The 17,329-nt window shown below is 36.4% G+C and carries 20 protein-coding genes; 5 read left to right on the top strand and 15 right to left on the bottom strand.

Annotation, left to right across the window (positions count from 1 at the left end):
* Nucleotides 1-11 precede the first annotated feature (11 nt).
* Nucleotides 12-1,175, bottom strand: a complete 1,164-nt coding sequence (locus tag MHI40_RS05480; protein ID WP_340761843.1) for an FtsW/RodA/SpoVE family cell cycle protein — start codon at nucleotides 1,173-1,175, stop codon at nucleotides 12-14.
* Nucleotides 1,176-1,239: 64 nt separating this feature from the next.
* Entirely contained in the window at nucleotides 1,240-1,521 is a 282-nt protein-coding gene (locus MHI40_RS05475) for a YlaN family protein (RefSeq protein WP_093535398.1), read from the bottom strand.
* Between the two features lie 177 nt (nucleotides 1,522-1,698).
* On the opposite strand from MHI40_RS05475, the gene MHI40_RS05470 reads away from it, so the two are divergent.
* Together MHI40_RS05470 and MHI40_RS05465 are read left to right on the top strand one after the other, a co-directional pair.
* Nucleotides 1,699-2,196, top strand: coding sequence for a peptidyl-prolyl cis-trans isomerase (locus MHI40_RS05470; protein WP_340761842.1), 498 nt, complete (start codon nucleotides 1,699-1,701; stop codon nucleotides 2,194-2,196).
* Nucleotides 2,197-2,207: 11 nt separating this feature from the next.
* Nucleotides 2,208-2,411 (top strand): YlaI family protein, encoded by a 204-nt coding sequence (locus MHI40_RS05465; RefSeq protein WP_093535402.1) that lies wholly within the window; start codon nucleotides 2,208-2,210, stop codon nucleotides 2,409-2,411.
* Between the two features lie 701 nt (nucleotides 2,412-3,112).
* On the opposite strand, the gene MHI40_RS05460 is transcribed toward MHI40_RS05465, so the two are convergent.
* Both MHI40_RS05460 and typA read right to left on the bottom strand, forming a co-directional pair.
* On the bottom strand, nucleotides 3,113-3,439 hold the full coding sequence (locus MHI40_RS05460; protein WP_245762629.1) for a YlaH-like family protein: 327 nt from the start codon (nucleotides 3,437-3,439) through the stop codon (nucleotides 3,113-3,115).
* Between the two features lie 24 nt (nucleotides 3,440-3,463).
* A complete protein-coding gene (gene typA, locus MHI40_RS05455; RefSeq protein ID WP_093535404.1) occupies nucleotides 3,464-5,308 on the bottom strand; it encodes a translational GTPase TypA in 1,845 nt (614 codons plus the stop codon).
* A 104-nt stretch (nucleotides 5,309-5,412) separates the two neighbouring features.
* Between typA and MHI40_RS05450 the strand changes: the two genes are divergently transcribed.
* On the top strand, nucleotides 5,413-5,598 hold the full coding sequence (locus MHI40_RS05450; protein WP_340761841.1) for a YlaF family protein: 186 nt from the start codon (nucleotides 5,413-5,415) through the stop codon (nucleotides 5,596-5,598).
* Nucleotides 5,599-5,637: 39 nt separating this feature from the next.
* On the opposite strand, the gene MHI40_RS05445 is transcribed toward MHI40_RS05450, so the two are convergent.
* Nucleotides 5,638-6,429: an inositol monophosphatase family protein gene (locus MHI40_RS05445; protein ID WP_093535408.1), complete on the bottom strand. Its 792-nt coding sequence runs from the start codon at nucleotides 6,427-6,429 to the stop codon at nucleotides 5,638-5,640.
* Between the two features lie 105 nt (nucleotides 6,430-6,534).
* Nucleotides 6,535-6,732, bottom strand: a complete 198-nt coding sequence (locus MHI40_RS05440) for a hypothetical protein (RefSeq protein WP_093535410.1) — start codon at nucleotides 6,730-6,732, stop codon at nucleotides 6,535-6,537.
* 157 nt (nucleotides 6,733-6,889) lie between these two features.
* Between MHI40_RS05440 and MHI40_RS05435 the strand changes: the two genes are divergently transcribed.
* Nucleotides 6,890-7,519 carry a YktB family protein gene (locus MHI40_RS05435; protein WP_340761840.1) on the top strand — a complete coding sequence of 210 codons (630 nt, stop codon included), beginning with the start codon at nucleotides 6,890-6,892 and terminating at the stop codon, nucleotides 7,517-7,519.
* Nucleotides 7,520-7,558: 39 nt separating this feature from the next.
* Here MHI40_RS05435 and MHI40_RS05430 read toward each other — a convergent pair whose 3' ends face one another.
* Both MHI40_RS05430 and MHI40_RS05425 read right to left on the bottom strand, forming a co-directional pair.
* On the bottom strand, nucleotides 7,559-7,828 hold the full coding sequence (locus MHI40_RS05430) for a UPF0223 family protein (protein ID WP_093535414.1): 270 nt from the start codon (nucleotides 7,826-7,828) through the stop codon (nucleotides 7,559-7,561).
* Nucleotides 7,829-7,844: 16 nt separating this feature from the next.
* Nucleotides 7,845-8,801, bottom strand: coding sequence for an NAD(P)H-dependent flavin oxidoreductase (locus MHI40_RS05425; protein WP_340761839.1), 957 nt, complete (start codon nucleotides 8,799-8,801; stop codon nucleotides 7,845-7,847).
* A 139-nt stretch (nucleotides 8,802-8,940) separates the two neighbouring features.
* Between MHI40_RS05425 and MHI40_RS05420 the strand changes: the two genes are divergently transcribed.
* Entirely contained in the window at nucleotides 8,941-10,410 is a 1,470-nt protein-coding gene (locus tag MHI40_RS05420) for an aminotransferase class I/II-fold pyridoxal phosphate-dependent enzyme (protein ID WP_093535418.1), read from the top strand.
* An 82-nt stretch (nucleotides 10,411-10,492) separates the two neighbouring features.
* On the opposite strand, the gene MHI40_RS05415 is transcribed toward MHI40_RS05420, so the two are convergent.
* The 7 genes from MHI40_RS05415 to MHI40_RS05385 form a co-directional block, all read right to left on the bottom strand.
* Entirely contained in the window at nucleotides 10,493-11,167 is a 675-nt protein-coding gene (locus MHI40_RS05415; protein ID WP_340761838.1) for an LrgB family protein, read from the bottom strand.
* On the bottom strand, nucleotides 11,164-11,541 hold the full coding sequence (locus MHI40_RS05410; protein ID WP_340761837.1) for a CidA/LrgA family protein: 378 nt from the start codon (nucleotides 11,539-11,541) through the stop codon (nucleotides 11,164-11,166). The genes MHI40_RS05415 and MHI40_RS05410 overlap by 4 nt, the downstream gene beginning before the upstream one ends.
* Before the next feature lie 317 nt (nucleotides 11,542-11,858).
* The gene (locus MHI40_RS05405) at nucleotides 11,859-12,674 is read right to left on the bottom strand and encodes a polysaccharide deacetylase family protein (protein ID WP_340764394.1); all 816 of its coding nucleotides are present in this window, start codon (nucleotides 12,672-12,674) and stop codon (nucleotides 11,859-11,861) included.
* A gap of 87 nt (nucleotides 12,675-12,761) precedes the next feature.
* Complete coding sequence (locus tag MHI40_RS05400; protein WP_340761836.1) at nucleotides 12,762-13,397, bottom strand: MEDS domain-containing protein; 636 nt, start codon at nucleotides 13,395-13,397, stop codon at nucleotides 12,762-12,764.
* 142 nt (nucleotides 13,398-13,539) lie between these two features.
* Nucleotides 13,540-14,952 carry a dihydrolipoyl dehydrogenase gene (gene lpdA / locus MHI40_RS05395; protein WP_093535426.1) on the bottom strand — a complete coding sequence of 471 codons (1,413 nt, stop codon included), beginning with the start codon at nucleotides 14,950-14,952 and terminating at the stop codon, nucleotides 13,540-13,542.
* A gap of 3 nt (nucleotides 14,953-14,955) precedes the next feature.
* Nucleotides 14,956-16,317: a dihydrolipoamide acetyltransferase family protein gene (locus tag MHI40_RS05390; protein ID WP_340761835.1), complete on the bottom strand. Its 1,362-nt coding sequence runs from the start codon at nucleotides 16,315-16,317 to the stop codon at nucleotides 14,956-14,958.
* Nucleotides 16,318-16,348: 31 nt separating this feature from the next.
* Entirely contained in the window at nucleotides 16,349-17,326 is a 978-nt protein-coding gene (locus MHI40_RS05385; RefSeq protein WP_093535430.1) for an alpha-ketoacid dehydrogenase subunit beta, read from the bottom strand.
* Between the last annotated feature and the right edge of the window lie 3 nt (nucleotides 17,327-17,329).

Below are 17,329 nucleotides of genomic sequence, written 5' to 3'. Positions count from 1 at the left end.
CAATTCGCCCCTTATTGTCTATTTTTTTCATGCTTCACGAACATAGATACGTTCATCAATATCCCAAGTGCTGCCGATAAAATAATTACGGAAGTACCCCCGTAACTTATAAACGGAAGTGGTACCCCAGTTAGCGGAATAATTCCAAGCATTCCACCTAAATTTATAAAGGTTTGAAACCCTATAATACTACCAATACCCGCAGCGATCATGCGAGCTTGTGGATCTTTTGTAGATAAAGCAATACTAATAGCTTTAAAAACAATAAAAAACAATCCACATAAAACAATTAATACTCCGATTAGTCCAAGTTCTTCTGCTATGATAGCCATGATAAAATCAGTATGTGGTTCTGGTAAATATCCATATTTCTGATTGGAATTCCCTAAGCCTAAACCAGTTAAACCACCTGATCCAATAGCAATATAACCATTTACAATTTGATATCCAAATCCTTGCTCGTAATCAAAAGGATTGAAAAACGCTTCTAACCTCCCTCTACGACGTTCTGTCAACAACGCATCTTTTAGCATATAGATGGCAAACAATCCCGCTACTATAACTATACCAATTAATCCGATTATTTTGGAAAATGATTTAAATTTAATTCCACTTGCTGCAATTACTGAAATAGCAACGAAACTAATAATCATTGTATTTCCAACATCCGTCTCCATCATGATTGAAACGAAAACAAAAAATAACACGATTAATGGTGGTCCAACAGATTCGTTTAATTTATTTAATGTACCATTTTCTGATTTTTTTGCAAATATACCTGCGAAATATAAAATTATTACTAGTTTAGCAATTTCGGATGGTTGTACATTAAAACCTATATCTATCCAACTTTGCGAACCACTCTCTCCACCCACACCGATAAAGTGGACGGAAAATAAAAGTGTAAACATCACAAGAAGCATGAGTTTCATTACTGTTTTGTTTTTATAATGTTTATATGGAAAAAAAGCTGTTATAAATAAAACCGGAATACAAAGTAATAAGTTAGTTTTTTGCTTATTAAAGAAGTAATCTGGCTCCCACCCATAATTGAGTACGGCCCACCCCATACTGGCGCTATAAATCATTACCAAACCGAAAAGGCACAAAGCTAAGTATACAAAAAATAATGGGTAGTCAAAGTTTTTAGCGTAACGTTTTAAATATGTAGTCATATAATCATACCTCTATTTCTTTGGATAGAAAAAAAACTCAAACAGATAGTTTGTTTGAGTTTTATTATTTTTCTGTATGGATCTCATGTAAAACAGACATTTCTTTTTCAAGTGAGGCAACAATCTCTTTTCCTTCACTCTTTTCTAAAAGTCCAAGTTTTACCGCAAAATCTATTTCACGAGATAATCCAAACATTTGCGTGTCTAAAACCTCTTCGTATAGAGGGCATTGAGGCATCATTAAATTATCCATCTGCACTTTTATAAGCTGCGCGATTTTTTCTGCATCTTTTTTCAAAAGCTCTAAAGCTTTTTCTTGATACGAAATTTGTATATTAGTATCCATGAGGACGCCCCCATTTTTATTATTTCTAATTATTTAGCTCCCTAAAGTGTATCTTTTGAAGAGGAAAATTGCAAGCATTCTCTTATTGAAGTTAGCTAAATAGTTAAATATTCTTTAGAACTTTTTAATTTAAAGGTATACTTATGAAGATTAGATAGTTTAGAGGAGGCAATTCTGTTGGAACTTATTATACCAGTTAAAGGTGCAGTTAAATTTAATATTACATTAGACCCTACTGTTTGGATTTTTGATGATCGTAAAATCGATCTGGATGAGTTTTTTTCTGGGAAGTATGAATATAAAGATGAACTAGAAGAGTATACAAAAGTTACATCTGCTCATTGGTCACGAGAGATTATCGAGGGCTCTACAAACCCACCAACTCTTCAAACAGAGAAAAAATATGAACGGACAAAAGCACTGACAAGTACTTTCGGAATTGATATGAAGCCATTTATCCTAAATTCTGAACCTTTGCCAAATGCTACAAAAGTTGTGATTGAAACTACTGAGGAAGAATATATATTCTCTTTAGAAGACTTAGATAAGCTATTATTGAAATTTAGTCATAAAGGTAAACCACTACGTGAGGATGGTCCTGTTCATATATTAAAAAAAGATGGAACAAATATTAATGCTCCAATCAAATTTGTCACAGCATTCCGTGTAGAATAGGAGATGTTTAGATGAAAGTACAATGCGCGATTTGCGATCGAATAGATGAGCTTCCAGATGATTTACCACTTGCGAAAAAACTCAGAAACCGCCCAATTCACACGTACATGTGCCCTGAGTGCCATGATCGCATTGAAGAAAGAACAAACCGCCGTCTAGCAAGCGGAAAGTTCATTTTTTATAAGAGTTCACGACTGATTGAAAATGAATTTTAAACATTAAACATCGTAAATTAGCTTTAGGTCAATACCAGTTTCTATCGTTTTCGAAGGGCTTTGGATATACGTTTTCTATATGATTATCGAGAGAATTTTTTAGGGATGCTGGTTGGTTGTGACTGTTCGTCACAACCAACCAGCATCCCTTTTTTCGGTAATCTTATGGAGTTTATCTATCCGTCCCACTCCTACAGCTCTTAGAAACAGTTAAGTACGTTTTTGGATAACTAGAGATAAGTTACTTTCCAATTGATAGAGCAAGCTCACGAAGATGCAATTTCGTTCGCAGGCTCCGCTTCTTTAATTAGTAAACATCTACTATTTCACTGCATTTTCACTAGTGAGAAAGGAAATCTTCCTTCTTTATCCTTCAATACAGAATAGTATCCCTAACTTTTAGGTAATATCACTATATTAACTTTGACTACTATTATCATCTAAACGATAAGCTATGCTTAATCTTACAGTTGACTACTACTCATTATATTGATTGGAGTGCTAGGTAGCGTCTCCAGCGGGAAAAGCGTTAGGCGAAGACCCCACCGCGAAGCGAGGAGGCTGAGGCAACGCCCGCGGAAAGCGTCCACCTGAAACGGAAATCAGCAGTATTTTTCATTCTTACATGCATCAGAAAACCTGTATTCACAGTGAATTTCCTTTATCAATGTTTATCCTCAAAAGAAAAAGCTCGACTACATTTAAGTAGTCGGGCTTTGTCTTTTTTCAAGTCGTAAACGTATTTTATAAATTATTAGGATTAATGCCGCCACGATTAATCCCTCCACTACGGGAAGGAAAAACGCAAGGAACGTCAACATTAGACAACCTAATAACAAAAATGCATAAATGACGATATTTTGGCTAAAACGCAATTTCTTTGCAAATCCAAGCTTGTACACAAGCACAGACAGAAAGAAGATTAAAAGAAATAGTACATAACCAGCTATATCGTAAGTTGGCATAACCTCATAAATATATCTTGATATACTAGACATTCTACCAAATACGAATTGCTTTTCCTCCAAGGTTATTCACCCTTTCAGTTGCTATTAAAGTTCTGCATTTTTCATTTTTTTCGTTACACGTTCGCGCTCGCTCTTCTCAAGAACTTTTTTACGTAAACGGATTGACTGAGGAGTTATTTCTAAATACTCATCGTCCCCTAAGAACTCAATTGCTTCTTCAAGCGTTAAAATACGAGGTCTTTTAATTACGTTCGTTTGGTCTTTGTTTGCAGAACGGATATTTGTTTTTTGTTTTGCTTTTGTAATATTTACAGTGATATCAGCATCACGAGTATTTTCTCCTACTATCATACCTTCATATATATCAGTACCTGGTTCAACGAATAAAGTACCACGGTCTTCAATACCCATCATACCGTAAGTTGTTGATTTACCAGTTTCCATAGAAACAAGTACACCTTGATGACGTCCGCCAACACGACCAGAAACTACTGGTTGGTAGCTATCGAATGTATGATTGATGATACCGTAACCTTTAGTAATTGACATGAATTCAGTTGAATAACCAATTAGCCCACGAGCAGGAACCATAAAGATTAAACGAACTTGTCCACTACCATTGTTGACCATATCAATCATTTCGCCTTTACGAGTACCCATAGATTCAATAATTGAACCTACACTATCTTCTGGTACATCAATTTGAACGCGTTCGATTGGTTCACATTTTTTCCCGTCAATTTCACGGATGATTACTTGTGGTTTTGAAACTTGTAATTCAAAGCCTTCACGACGCATATTTTCGATTAAGATCGACAAATGAAGCTCTCCGCGACCTGAAACAGTCCAAGCATCTGGAGAATCAGTATCTTCAACACGTAAAGATACATCAGTTTCTAATTGAGAACGAAGACGCTCTTCAATTTTACTTGAAGTAATCCATTTACCTTCACGACCTACGAAAGGTGAGTTGTTTGTTAAGAAAGTCATTTGTAATGTAGGCTCATCAATACGTAATGGAACTAATGCTTCTTGATGAGTTGTAGGACAAACTGTTTCCCCTACGTTGATGTCTTCCATACCAGAAACAGCAATTAGATCCCCAGCTTTAGCTGATTGGATTTCATCGCGTTTTAAACCGAAGAAACCAAATAATTTAGTTACACGGTAATTTTTAACAGTACCATCAAGTTTCATCAATGAAATTTGTTGACCTACTTCAATTGTTCCGCGGAATACACGACCAATACCAATACGGCCAACATAGTCATTATAATCAAGTAAGGCTACTTGGAATTGTAATGGCTCATCGGAGTTGTCAATTGGTGCTGGAATAGCAGAGATAATCATTTCGAAAAGTGATTTCATGTTTTCTTCTTGTTTAGCAGGATCTTCATCTAAAGAAGAAGTTCCGTTTACACCTGAAGCGTAAATAACTGGGAATTCTAATTGATCTTCATCCGCACCTAATTCAATAAATAATTCTAGAACTTCATCTACTACTTCTAATGGACGAGCTGAATCTTTATCTACTTTGTTTACTACTACGATTGGCGTTAATTTTTGTTCTAACGCTTTTTTCAATACGAAACGGGTTTGAGGCATACAACCTTCATATGCATCTACTACTAGTAAAACACCATCTACCATTTTCAAAATACGTTCTACTTCGCCACCGAAGTCAGCATGTCCAGGCGTATCAAGAATATTAATACGTGTGCCATTGTAATCGACTGCTGTGTTTTTTGCTAAAATGGTAATTCCGCGTTCACGTTCTATATCATTCGAGTCCATGGCTCTTTCATCAACATGTTCATTTGAACGAAAAGTTCCTGATTGTTTCAATAATTGGTCGACTAATGTCGTTTTTCCATGGTCAACGTGTGCTATAATTGCAATGTTTCTTAAATCTTGACGTATATTTGTCATATTTCCACTCCATATTCTTTTTTCGAGTCCATAACTGTGTTATTATATCACAAGTGAAACTAAAGTAACATTATTTTTTATCATTTATTTTGGAGGTAATCAATTTGAGTAGTATTAAATGGATTTTTGTTCTATATTCTCTAGGTGCAATTTTATCAATGGCACTTATAGGAATCGCCATTGCATTGCGAAATATTCCACTTGTTTTTATATTTCTTATCTTATTATTTGTTATTATGGGATTTGGTTTCAAAACAAAGAAAAAAATGCGTGATGAAGGTTTACTTTAAATACGAGTTACCATCCAGCAGGATTCATACTGCTGGATTTTATTTTAGTTGAATATAATCCTTTAATAATTCTTCATGTAATCCTGGTTTAGAAACGATAAAGCTATCAGCATCTAGTAAATCTAGATGTTCAAATGCTAAATTCGTAGCAATTGCTCCGACCTCTTTTGCAATAACCAATCCACCGGCTATATCCCAAGGCGATAATCGCATGGACATATAGGCATCTAGCCTTCCTGTTACTACATATGATATTTCGATTGCTGCGGAACCAAGTGACCGAGTACCTCTAACAGTTTGAAGTAATTTCACCATCCCTTCATAATGTACATATCTATTTGGCACTACCCATCTTGCATTTACTCCCACGACTGCCTCCTCCACTGAAGCAGAACTTAACTTCGGCAACCGCAAATCATCCAGATAGGCACCACCATTTAAGGACCCACTAAGTAATGAATCCTCCATCACATTATATATATACCCAAGAATTCCTACTCCATCTTTAAATATTCCTAATGAGATAGCAAAATTTTGTTTTTGGTGTATGAAGTTTGTTGTACCGTCTATCGGATCAAGTAACCATACATAGCCGTTTAAATCTTTTATGTCATCACCGAATCCTTCTTCACCAAATATTCGATGTTCAGCAAAATCTGCTTTTATATGCCTAATAAAAAATTGCTCTGTTTCTTTATCGATATTAGTAACCAAGTCATTGGCTTCGGATTTCGATTCAATAATGAGTTCAGAAGATAAGGAAGTTTTAATGTTATATGCCGCTTCCTTTATTAAAGACTTCGCGTATGTATCTAGCTTGTGTAAATCCAATTGTCCCACCCCTTTTTAACGCTTATGTTATTAGTATAAAGAAAAAAACACCGGCTGTCTTATCATTAGCAGGTGTTTTTTTAAGGTACTCCTATAATTGGAACATTAATCGAGAGCATTGAGTTCCTCCAAAAGCTGGTGAATCTCAGCTAGGCGGGTTTTAGATCCATTTATCTCTTTTTCATTGTTAGTCGTCATTGCATCAAATAACGTTGCAAGTTCATAGTCTAACTCCATTTTTAATGTTTGTATTTTTTCTTTTTCCAAGTCTTCTTTACGAATAATATGCACTACCTGTCTCATCACTACCACCCCTTCTTTTTTTGTATCGTAATATTCAGAAGATTCTTTATAATAAAGTATGCGGTTATATAAATAATGTCTACTGAAAAATACTACTTACAAGATTTTTACCCAATTTTCCTATAAAATAAACATAGAAGTTGAAAGGAGTTTACATATGAGCAAAACATTTTGGACAAAGGAAGATTTTGATGTCTTTCAAATAGATGGACTTGAAAACAGAATGGCTGGATTGATCGAAAAAGTTAGACCTAAGTTCGAAGAGTTAGGAAATCATTATAGTCATTATTTTTCTACATTACTCGGACAAGAGTATTACGCTCATGTAGCAAAGCATGCTAGACGGTCAGTGAATCCTCCAAAAGATAGTTGGGTAGCATTTGCACCTTATAAAAGAGGCTACAAGGCACTCCCTCACTTCCAAATAGGGTTATGGGGAAGTCATGCTTTTATTATCTTGGCGGTTATTTATGAAGCACCCGATAAAGTGAACATTGCTGAACGATTATTAAAGAAAAAAAGTTTGTTTAACAACTTGCCTTCGGACTTTATCATTTCTGGTGATCATATGAAGCCAGATGCCTCCTTGTTAAAAAAAGAAAAGAAAGAAGGTCTTGAACAACTGTTGGTACGGTTAAAAGATGTAAAAAAAGCAGAATTTTTAGTAGGCCGCCATATTAGTAAAGACGAAGCAGTTCAATTTACAGAGGAAGAATTTTTGAAATTTGCAGAAGAAACTTTTGATCATTTACTACCAATTTATAAAACGATGGTCCAAATGAAGTAAAAAACTTTCCTCCTATACATTTGAGTATAGGAGGTGTTTTTATCCTTTAATGATAATATTCTCCGATTGTTCTTTCATCTTTTTAATAATAGGAAAACTTATATATCCACTTTCTTTTTCAAATTCACGAAAATATGTTTTCTCTTCTGCAATAGAAGGTACTATTTCTTTAAACCTACGATATCTCTTTAATAGTTCCTCTCGTTTGATCCCATTTTCATATGCTTTTTCTATCGCTTCAAAAAATTGCACTACATCTACTATTTCTTCTGTGGACCAATCCAAAGAGAAAGGATATGTGTATTCCATATAATATTGCCTCCTATTATTTCCACTTATTTCGTATGTTCATTGCTTGCATTTCCATTCGAGTGAATAGCTCCTGTACGGAGGGTATATCTTCGATTAACCCGACTGACTGCCCAGCCCATCCAAATCCATTTCGTTCATCGCCTTCATATATAAATTGCTTATTAGCCTTACCGCTAATGTAGTCCTTAAGAGCATCATATGTTGGATTCTCTTTTTCAATACTTAAAATTTCATCAGTCCAACTATTTTTTAAAGCTCTTGCCGGAGCACCAATAGACCTTTTGATAACTACTGTATCCATTTCTCCGCTCTTTATTAATGTATTTTGATAAGCCATGGAGGCATGTATACATTCTTTTGTGGCGATGAACCTTGTCCCCATTTCAATCCCTTCTGCTCCAAGTGCGTGAGCAGCCATCCATCCTCGACCATCTGCAATACCACCAGAAGCGATTACTGGAATGGATACAGCGTCAACCACTTGAGGAATTAGCACGATAGATCCGACATCATCTCTACCTAAATGCCCCCCTCCCTCCTGTCCAACAACCATTACTGCGTCCGCCCCAAGTTGTTCTGCCTTTTGAGCCTGTCGCTTAGCTGCAACTAACACTAATTTTTTAATAGATGTATTTGCTAGTTTTTCTAAAATAGGAGCTGGATTTCCACCAGTCATTGATATCACTGGAACTTCTTCATCAATAGCAACTTGGAGCATATGTTCATAAGGTCTCCCAGTCTGTCCAATTGCGAAATTCACACCAAAAGGTTTCTCCGTTAACATTCTTACTTTATGTATTTCTTTACGTAGCTCATCTGGCGTCTTCAAACTCATAGCAGTTACCTGTCCTAAGCCTCCCGCATTTGATACAGCCGCACATAACTCCGAGTATGCTAAATATGCCAGTCCCCCTTGAATAATCGGAAAGTTAGTACCTAATAAATCAGTAACCTTTGTTTGAAAAGTCATTCCTAATCCCCCCTTATATGAATAGTGTAATAAAATTGTTCTGATGATACAAATGACAATTATTTTAATAGTATTAATGAACATGAGATGCTATAATTTCTTTTGTTTTAAAAAAATTTATCTTAAGGTGGTTGGCGCGTTGTCACAATTAGAAACTCCATTATTCGATGCATTACTTAAGCATCGTAATCGTCATCCAATCCAGTTTCATATTCCTGGGCATAAAAAAGGAAAAGGGATGGACCCTGCATTTCGAGAGTTCGTTGGAGATAATGTACTTTCAATAGATTTGATCAATATTGCACCATTAGATGATTTACATTCTCCTAAAGGTGTCATTAAACAAGCACAACATTTAGCGGCAGAAGCATTTGGTGCGGATGAAACTTTTTTCTCCGTTCAAGGGACAAGTGGTGCTATTATGACCATGATACTTACTATTTGTGGACCTGGAGATAAAATCCTTATTCCGCGAAATGTACATAAATCGATTATGTCCGCTATTGTTTTTGCAGGTGCGATCCCTGTTTTTATCCATCCTGAAGTAGATAAAGAATTAGGTATCTCTCATGGTATTTCCGTAGAGTCAGTGGAAAAAGCATTAGAGGCACATCCAGATGCAAAAGGACTACTAGTTATTAATCCTACCTATTTTGGATTGGCAGCAGATCTTAAAAGAATTGTAGAGCTATCTCACGAAAAGGGAATTCCAGTTGTGGTAGACGAAGCACACGGAGTTCATATACATTTTCACGATTCTCTTCCTATTTCTGCAATGCAAGCTGGTGCGGACATGGCTGCAACCTCTGTGCATAAATTAGGCGGCTCCATGACGCAAAGTTCTATATTGAATGTAAGAAAAGGGTTAGTTTCTACTAAGCGTGTACAATCTATCTTGTCTATGCTAACGACAACTTCTACTTCTTATCCATTACTAGCATCTTTAGACACTGCTAGACGTCAGTTAGCCATTCATGGGGAAGACTTAATAGGTGATGCCATTCGCCTTGCAAAAGATACACGTAAACGTATTAACGCTATTCCACATATCCGTTGTGTTGGAGATGAAATTTTAAAAACGTCTGCAACATTTGACTTTGATCCTACTAAACTTTTAATAAGTGTGAAAGACTTAGGCATGACAGGCTATGATGCGGAAATTTGGCTGAGAGAAAAAGCAAATATAGAAGTAGAGCTTTCTGACCTGTATAATATTTTATGCCTTATTACACTCGGAGATACAAAGAAAGAGGTTAATTTACTTGTTAATGCTCTTTCGAGAATGGTTGCAGCACATGAATCCGATGCAGTGGTATTAGAACCTTTTGTTACTTTGCCTGAAATACCTGGGCTTGCCATGTCTCCAAGAGATGCTTTCTATGCGGCTACAGAGTCTGTACCTCTGAAAGAGGCAAGTGGACGTATTTCTGCAGAGTTTGTAATGGTATATCCGCCTGGTATTCCAATCTTTATTCCCGGGGAAATAATTACACAGGGTAATATCGATTATATAGCGATGAATATGGAAGCAGGATTGCCTGTACAAGGTCCTGAGGACGATACACTTGAAATGATTCATGTCATTAAAGAACATCAAGCTATATATTGACAAAAAAGGAACTCGTGGCGATGAGTTCCTTTTTTTATACGTTATATTATGCACATACTGTAATGAAGTCTTAAATTTAGAACTAGATTAATAGAGCAATTAACGGGAAAATGAAAGACCCGAATATAGCACTCAAAGTCATTGAAACAGAGCCCATTGTTAACGTTTCCTCACCGTATTCTCCTAGTTTAGATACACCAATACCATGAGAAGCACTTCCCATGGAAATCCCTCGACTTATCGCCTTATCAATACGACAAACTTTAAAAATAGTGGGTCCCAGAATAGCCCCCACTAAACCTGCAAGAATAACGAAGACAGCTGTTAAAGTTGGTATACCGCCTATTGTTTCACTTATCGGAATAGCAACAGGTGAAGTGATGGATTTCGGTAATAATGATAATAGAATATGTTCTTCAAATGACAATAACTTAGATAATATCATAATACTGATTATCCCTGAAAAAAGAGCACTTAATACACTTAAGATAATCGGGAACTTGTATTTATAGATTTTCTCTTTATGAATATATAATGGATAGGCCATACTAACAACAGCTGGCCCTAATAATTCATTTATCCACTTACCACCAGACATATAGGAATCATAAGGTGTTTTACTAATTATTAAAATAAGAACAATTAGTACAGTTGTAGAAAGAATAGGTAACAATAACGGGTATGTAAATCGTTTATAGACGATAGACATAATATAAAAAAGCACAATAGTTCCTACTATCATCATGGATGCAATCATTCAATCAGCTCCTTTTCTAATAGCTTCCGCTCAAGGTACTGACAGAACCTTCCTGTGAAAATAATAGTAATTACAGTACTAAGTACAATAGCTAATACCATTCCTAAACCAGCCCATGATAAGAGTTCTGGATAATCCATAATTCCAACAGTCGCTGGTATAAAAAATAACGCTAGAAAAGCCAATAAAAATCCAGCCCCATCTTTTATAAGTTCTACCGGTATTATTCTGAAATATAAGCAAACAAAGAGTAATAACAACCCGACAATACTCCCTGGAAATTGAAGAGAGAGACTTTGAACGATCCATGACCCGATAAACGAGAAAAGATATAAAATAACTACTTGAAATACAATTCGGATAACTTTAACCATTTTTTTGCTTTAAAAGAATTTCTTTTAAAGCTTCCACCTCCAAGAAACTGATAGATATATAGGGAATAATTCTACGCCGATTTAGATACACTGTCTATTAATATAACCAGACAAAAATACGCAGGACCTTTAAGTACAAAACCTGTTTAATGCGTTCCCGATATGATTTGGACAAGCTTCCCCAGTAACCAAAGGACGTTTGTCTGTACTTCGCCCTCCTGGAAGTCTTAGAACAGGTAAGTGATTTTAGAATAATAGAGAATAGCTACTTTCTTATTCATAAAGGAAGACCTTTGGATTATCCAAAGGTCTTTAGATTATTGCATTCCTTTAATTGTTTTTGGATCAATTAAATCGTATCCATTTGCACGAAGACCCTCAACAATACCTCGTAATGCCTGTGCAGTCCATTCCCGATCATGCATTAACAAATTAGCCCCGTCTGTCAAATATTCAGTGTTCACCATAATATCCGTCAAACTAGCAGCATCCCGATATTGTTTTTCCCAATCATATCCATATGTCCAGTTCATTAAAAGCATACCCTCTTGCTTAACAAGGCTCTTACTAAAATCTGTATTAACCCCAAAAGGCGCTCGGAAGAACTTCGGTTTTTCGCCAATTACAGCTTCTACTGTCTCATTTACTTTTATAATTTCTTCTTTTTGCTGCTCCTCAGAGCTCTCTTTTAAATTTACATGTGTTTGCGTATGATTTCCAATAGAGAATCCCATATCGTAAATTGCTTTTAAGTTATTCTTTTCATCATCTGTGTCTAGAAAATGACCATTTACGAAAAATATAGCCGGTGCATTTAACTCTTTCAACGTTTTTGCCATTTCTACTGCGTATTTTTCAGGAGCATCATCGATTGTAAGCAAAACTGCTTTGGGATTGGCATCTTTAATTGGTTTGAATGTCCAATTTGCCTCATTTAGCTCGTATAGTGATTCAGTTTCTTGGATCACCACTTCTTCTTCTACAACCTCTTCCACTTCTTCTACTACAGGTTCTTGAGATACTGTAGTAGTCTCATTACTTTCTTTTACTGTTTTAGGCTTTTCATCACCGTCACTACATGCAGAAAGTCCAAGTAACATTACTGCTGATATCATCCAAGTTGTATGTTTCAATATGATCACCCAGTCCCTTCCTCTATATTTTAACAGGCAAACTAGATTGATAGTAGTTAAAAAGAAAACACACTAAAGAGGATTTCCTTAGAGTGTTTTCGAAGACTGATATTGTTCCGAGATTATGAAGTCGTCATCCAGTAGAACATAAGGATGTGTTTCCATCAAACTATTTTTGAGAAAATCTGGCATTTTCTCTCCTTCATATGCACAGATTAAGGGAAAGGAAAGTGAATTTACCGCTTCATCTACTATTTCCTCAAGATCTTTTATAAGATGTAGCGGCTCTTCCATGCTAGCCCACTCGACATGTGCCCATGCGCGAAAAGAAAGTTTATTTTCCACATAAGACTGTATTGTTTTACTAAAATACTCTGCGATTGAGGGAGGATGATAACTTCCACTTGACCAATAGAAATCCATACTATTTACATAATGAATTAACTCTAATTGTTCTTTCGTTAAACGTGCGTTTAATTCTTTTTGAATAACAGGGTAAAGACGAGAGTTCTCTATAAGAACCACGTAATCACCTGCTGCGATACCGTCTTCAATATAATTCAATAACTGTGAAGTGTAATTTTCTAATCCACGGTACTTATACAAAATATGAAGATGATCATCTCTATGATTTTCAAGCACTTCATTCATATTTACTATTACTTTTCTTCTTACAATACCTTTTGAGTTTTCAAGCATATGTATCACCCCTTTTTTATTCATTCGACGGATTTCCCCAATTCCCTTCATTACTATTCAAATATAGAAAGTCATATTAACTTTAACAGAAGAATTTCTTTCCACAATAAAAACAATAGACCTGCCGCAAAAGCGAACAAGTCTATTGTTAAACTTAAGTTAGAAGTTATTTAGATAGAATATGAATTGGATGACCCATAACTACTTCTGCAGCTTCCATCGCAATTTCACCTAAAGTTGGGTGAGCATGAATAGTCATTGCAATATCTTCAACAGTCATTCCCGCTTCAATTGCTAAACCAAGTTCAGCAATCATATCTGAAGCACCTTGACCTACGATTTGAGCTCCAAGTAATAAACCATCTTCTTTACGTGAAACTAGTTTTACGAAACCATCTGTAGCGTTTAAAGCTAGTGCACGACCATTTGCTCCAAATGGGAATTTCCCTGCAGCAACGTCATATCCTTGCTCTTTCGCTTGTGCTTCATTAAGACCCACTGTAGCCATTTCAGGATCTGTAAAGCAAACAGCAGGAATTGCTAGGTAATCTACAACAGATGTTTGCCCAGCGATTGCTTCTGCAGCTACTTTTCCTTCGTATGATGCTTTATGTGCAAGCTGAGGACCAGCAACAATATCACCAATAGCGTAAATATTAGAAATGCTTGTACGACATTGTTTGTCAACCTCTAATAATCCACGTTCAGCGAATTTAATGCCAATTTCCTCCAGACCCATTTCATCCGTATTTGGACGACGACCTACAGTAACTAGAACGTAATCAGCTTCAACTTTTTTCTCTTCTCCGCCAACTTCATAAGTTACTACTACGCCAGTATCTGACTCTTCCACACCTTTTGCAGATGCTTTAACAGCTATTTCCACGCCTTTTTTCTTCAAGCCTTTTTTAACAATTGTTGTCATTTGTTTTTCGAAGCCAGCAAGAATATCATCGCCACCTTCAACAATCGTAACTTTTGAACCCAAGTTAGCAAATGCTGAACCTAGTTCTGTACCGATATATCCTCCACCAATTACAACTAAGTTTTCTGGAATTTCAGGTAAACTTAATGCACTAGTAGAGTTTAAAACACGTTTAGAGTATTTAAAAGTTGGAATTTCTACAGGACGAGATCCTGTTGCAATAATTGCATTTTTAAATGTATATGTTTGCGCAGATTTTTCATCCATTACACGTACAGTATTAGCATCAACAAAATAAGCTTCGCCCATAACTACTTCGACATTGTTTCCTTTTAATAATCCAGAAACACCGCTAGTCAGTTTTTTTACTACACTGTCTTTAAAAGCTTGTGATTTAGAAAAATCGATTTTTACATCTGTAGCTGTAATTCCCATATCATCAGCATGTTTTGCTTGTTCAAAACGGTGACCAACAGAGATTAATGCTTTAGAAGGAATACATCCTACGTTTAAGCAAACTCCTCCGATATGTTCTTTTTCCACAACTACGACTTTTTGTCCTGTTTGCGCTGCACGAATTGCTGCAACATATCCACCAGGGCCTGAACCTATTACAAGTGTATCTGTTTCGATTGGGAAATCTCCTACTACCATTTTTTACGCCTCCATTAATAATAATTCTGGACTGCTAAGCAAACGCTTCATGTGATTCAACGCATGTTGAGCAGTCGCACCATCGATCATTCGGTGATCAAAGCTCAATGATAATGCTAACACAGGTGCAGCCACAATTTCACTATTTTTTATTACTGGTTTCTCTGAAATTCGACCAATTCCTAAAATAGCGACTTCTGGATGGTTGATAACTGGTGTGAACCATTGTCCACCCGCGGACCCGATATTTGTAATAGAACAAGATGCACCTTTCATTTCGGCAGCAGCAAGTTTACCATCACGCGCTTTTCCAGCTAGTGCATTAATTTCATCTGAAATTGCAAAAACCGACTTACGATCAGCATTTTTGATAACCGGAACTAATAGACCTTTATCCGTATCAGCTGCAATACCTATATTGAAGTAATGTTTTTGGATTACCTCGTTTGTTTCATCATCATAAGATGTGTTTAACGCAGGGAATTCTCTTAAAGTACTTACTAAAGCCTTAACTACATAAGGTAAATATGTTAACTTGATATTTTTTTCAGCAGCAATTTCTTTAAATTTCTTACGATGTGCAACAAGTTCAGTAACATCTACTTCATCCATTAACGTTACATGTGGAGCTGTATGTTTAGAATGTACCATTGCTTTAGCGATTGCTTTACGCATCGGTGAAAGTTTTTCTCTAGTTTCAGGGAATTCACCTTCAAATGTAACTGGTGCTGAAGTTTTAGTTGGTTGTTCAGCTTCTGCATTAGTAGTTGTTTCAGCTTTTTCTTCCACTGCAGTAGGCTGATCTCCGGATAAGAAAGTTTCAATGTCTTCTTTTAAAACGCGGCCATTTTTACCTGAACCCGTTACATCCGAAATACTTACATCGTTTTCACGTGCAAACTTGCGAACTGAAGGCATAGCAATAACGCGTGTATCACCTTTTGGTTGTTCTTTAGGTGTTGTCGTCACTTTCTCCGCTGAAGCTTCAACATTTTTTGCTGGAGTTTCAACTTTTTCTTTGTCTACTGATTGGCCATCTTCAGCAGTTGCTTGAACTTGCGCTTCTGTTTTTTCTTCTGCTTTTTCCTCATCACTATGATCGCCTTTAAATTTAAGGTCTTCATAACCAGGAGCATCAAGCTTAATAAGCACATCTCCAACGATAGCTACTGTTCCTTCACTTACAAGAACTTCTGTAACTTTCCCTTTTACAGGAGATGGAATTTCTACAACCGCTTTATCATTTTGCACTTCGCATAAAATATCGTCCTCTTGTACCTCATCGCCCGCTTTTACAAACCACTTAACAATTTCACCTTCATGTATACCCTCACCGATATCTGGTAATCGAAATTCAAATGACAATGTATTCACCCTTTCTATAGCAGATTTTAAATTAGAATGTTAAAACTTTTTTAGCTGTATTTACTATATCCGTAGCATTCGGTAACCAAACCGTTTCTGCTTGAGAGAATGGGAAAACAGTGTCTGGAGCAGTTACTCGTAATACTGGAGCTTCTAAACTTAAAATAGCACGCTCTGTAATTTCTGCTACAATGTTTGCCGCAATCCCTGCTTGTTTTTGTGCTTCTTGAACAACCATTGCACGATTCGTTTTTTCTACAGAAGCAATAATTGTTTCGATATCCAAAGGTTGAACTGTACGTAAATCGATTACTTCTACAGAGTGCCCTTCTTTTTCAAGTTCTTCCGCTGCCTTCAAACTTTCGTGTACCATTGCACCGTAAGCAATAATTGTTAAATCTGTACCCTCACGTTTAACATCAGCTTTTCCAAGAGGAATTGTATATTCTTCTTCCGGTACTTCTCCACGGAATGAACGATATAATTTCATGTGCTCAAGGAAAATTACTGGATCATTATCACGAATTGCAGAGATTAATAGTCCTTTTGCATCGTATGGAGTAGAAGGAATAACCACTTTTACACCTGGTGTTGAAGTCATAAGAAGCTCTAAACTATCAGCATGCATTTCTGGTGTATGAACTCCTCCACCGAATGGAGAACGGATTGTAACAGGTGCATTAAATGCTCCCCCTGTACGGAAACGCATACGAGCTAGCTGACCAGCTATAGAATCCATTACTTCAAAAACAAATCCAAAGAATTGAATTTCTGGAACAGGACGGAACCCTTGTAGGGAAAGACCTACGGCAAGACCACCAATACCTGACTCAGCAAGTGGTGTATCAAATACACGATCTTCTCCGAATTCTTTTTGTAATCCTTCAGTTGCACGGAAAACTCCGCCGTTAACGCCTACGTCTTCACCGAAGACTAGAACGTTTTCATCATTTTTAAGCTCAGTACGGAGTGCATCCGTAATTGCTTGAATCATCGTCATTTGTGCCATCGG

This window comes from Psychrobacillus sp. FSL H8-0510 (assembly GCF_038008345.1).
Lineage (GTDB): Bacteria > Bacillota > Bacilli > Bacillales_A > Planococcaceae > Psychrobacillus > Psychrobacillus psychrotolerans.
The sequence above is the reverse complement of the archived record's forward strand: the minus strand, read 5'-3'. Positions and strand labels throughout refer to the sequence as shown.

What these genes read in the sequence shown, in the direction of transcription:
- MHI40_RS05465 (WP_093535402.1), top strand. Translation starts at nt 2,208, where the DNA reads ATGAAAGTACAATGCGCGATTTGCGATCGAATAGATGAGCTTCCAGAT.
- MHI40_RS05415 (WP_340761838.1), bottom strand. Translation starts at nt 11,167, where the DNA reads ATGATTGCATCCATGATGATAGTAGGAACTATTGTGCTTTTTTATATT.
- MHI40_RS05430 (WP_093535414.1), bottom strand. Translation starts at nt 7,828, where the DNA reads ATGGAATACACATATCCTTTCTCTTTGGATTGGTCCACAGAAGAAATA.
- MHI40_RS05440 (WP_093535410.1), bottom strand. Translation starts at nt 6,732, where the DNA reads ATGAGACAGGTAGTGCATATTATTCGTAAAGAAGACTTGGAAAAAGAA.
- typA (WP_093535404.1), bottom strand. Translation starts at nt 5,308, where the DNA reads ATGACAAATATACGTCAAGATTTAAGAAACATTGCAATTATAGCACAC.
- MHI40_RS05475 (WP_093535398.1), bottom strand. Translation starts at nt 1,521, where the DNA reads ATGGATACTAATATACAAATTTCGTATCAAGAAAAAGCTTTAGAGCTT.
- MHI40_RS05480 (WP_340761843.1), bottom strand. Translation starts at nt 1,175, where the DNA reads ATGACTACATATTTAAAACGTTACGCTAAAAACTTTGACTACCCATTA.
- lpdA (WP_093535426.1), bottom strand. Translation starts at nt 14,952, where the DNA reads ATGGTAGTAGGAGATTTCCCAATCGAAACAGATACACTTGTAATAGGT.
- MHI40_RS05425 (WP_340761839.1), bottom strand. Translation starts at nt 8,801, where the DNA reads ATGACTTTTCAAACAAAGGTTACTGATTTATTAGGTACTAACTTTCCG.
- MHI40_RS05400 (WP_340761836.1), bottom strand. Translation starts at nt 13,397, where the DNA reads ATGAATAAAAAAGGGGTGATACATATGCTTGAAAACTCAAAAGGTATT.
- MHI40_RS05410 (WP_340761837.1), bottom strand. Translation starts at nt 11,541, where the DNA reads ATGGTTAAAGTTATCCGAATTGTATTTCAAGTAGTTATTTTATATCTT.
- MHI40_RS05435 (WP_340761840.1), top strand. Translation starts at nt 6,890, where the DNA reads ATGAGCAAAACATTTTGGACAAAGGAAGATTTTGATGTCTTTCAAATA.
- MHI40_RS05385 (WP_093535430.1), bottom strand. Translation starts at nt 17,326, where the DNA reads ATGGCACAAATGACGATGATTCAAGCAATTACGGATGCACTCCGTACT.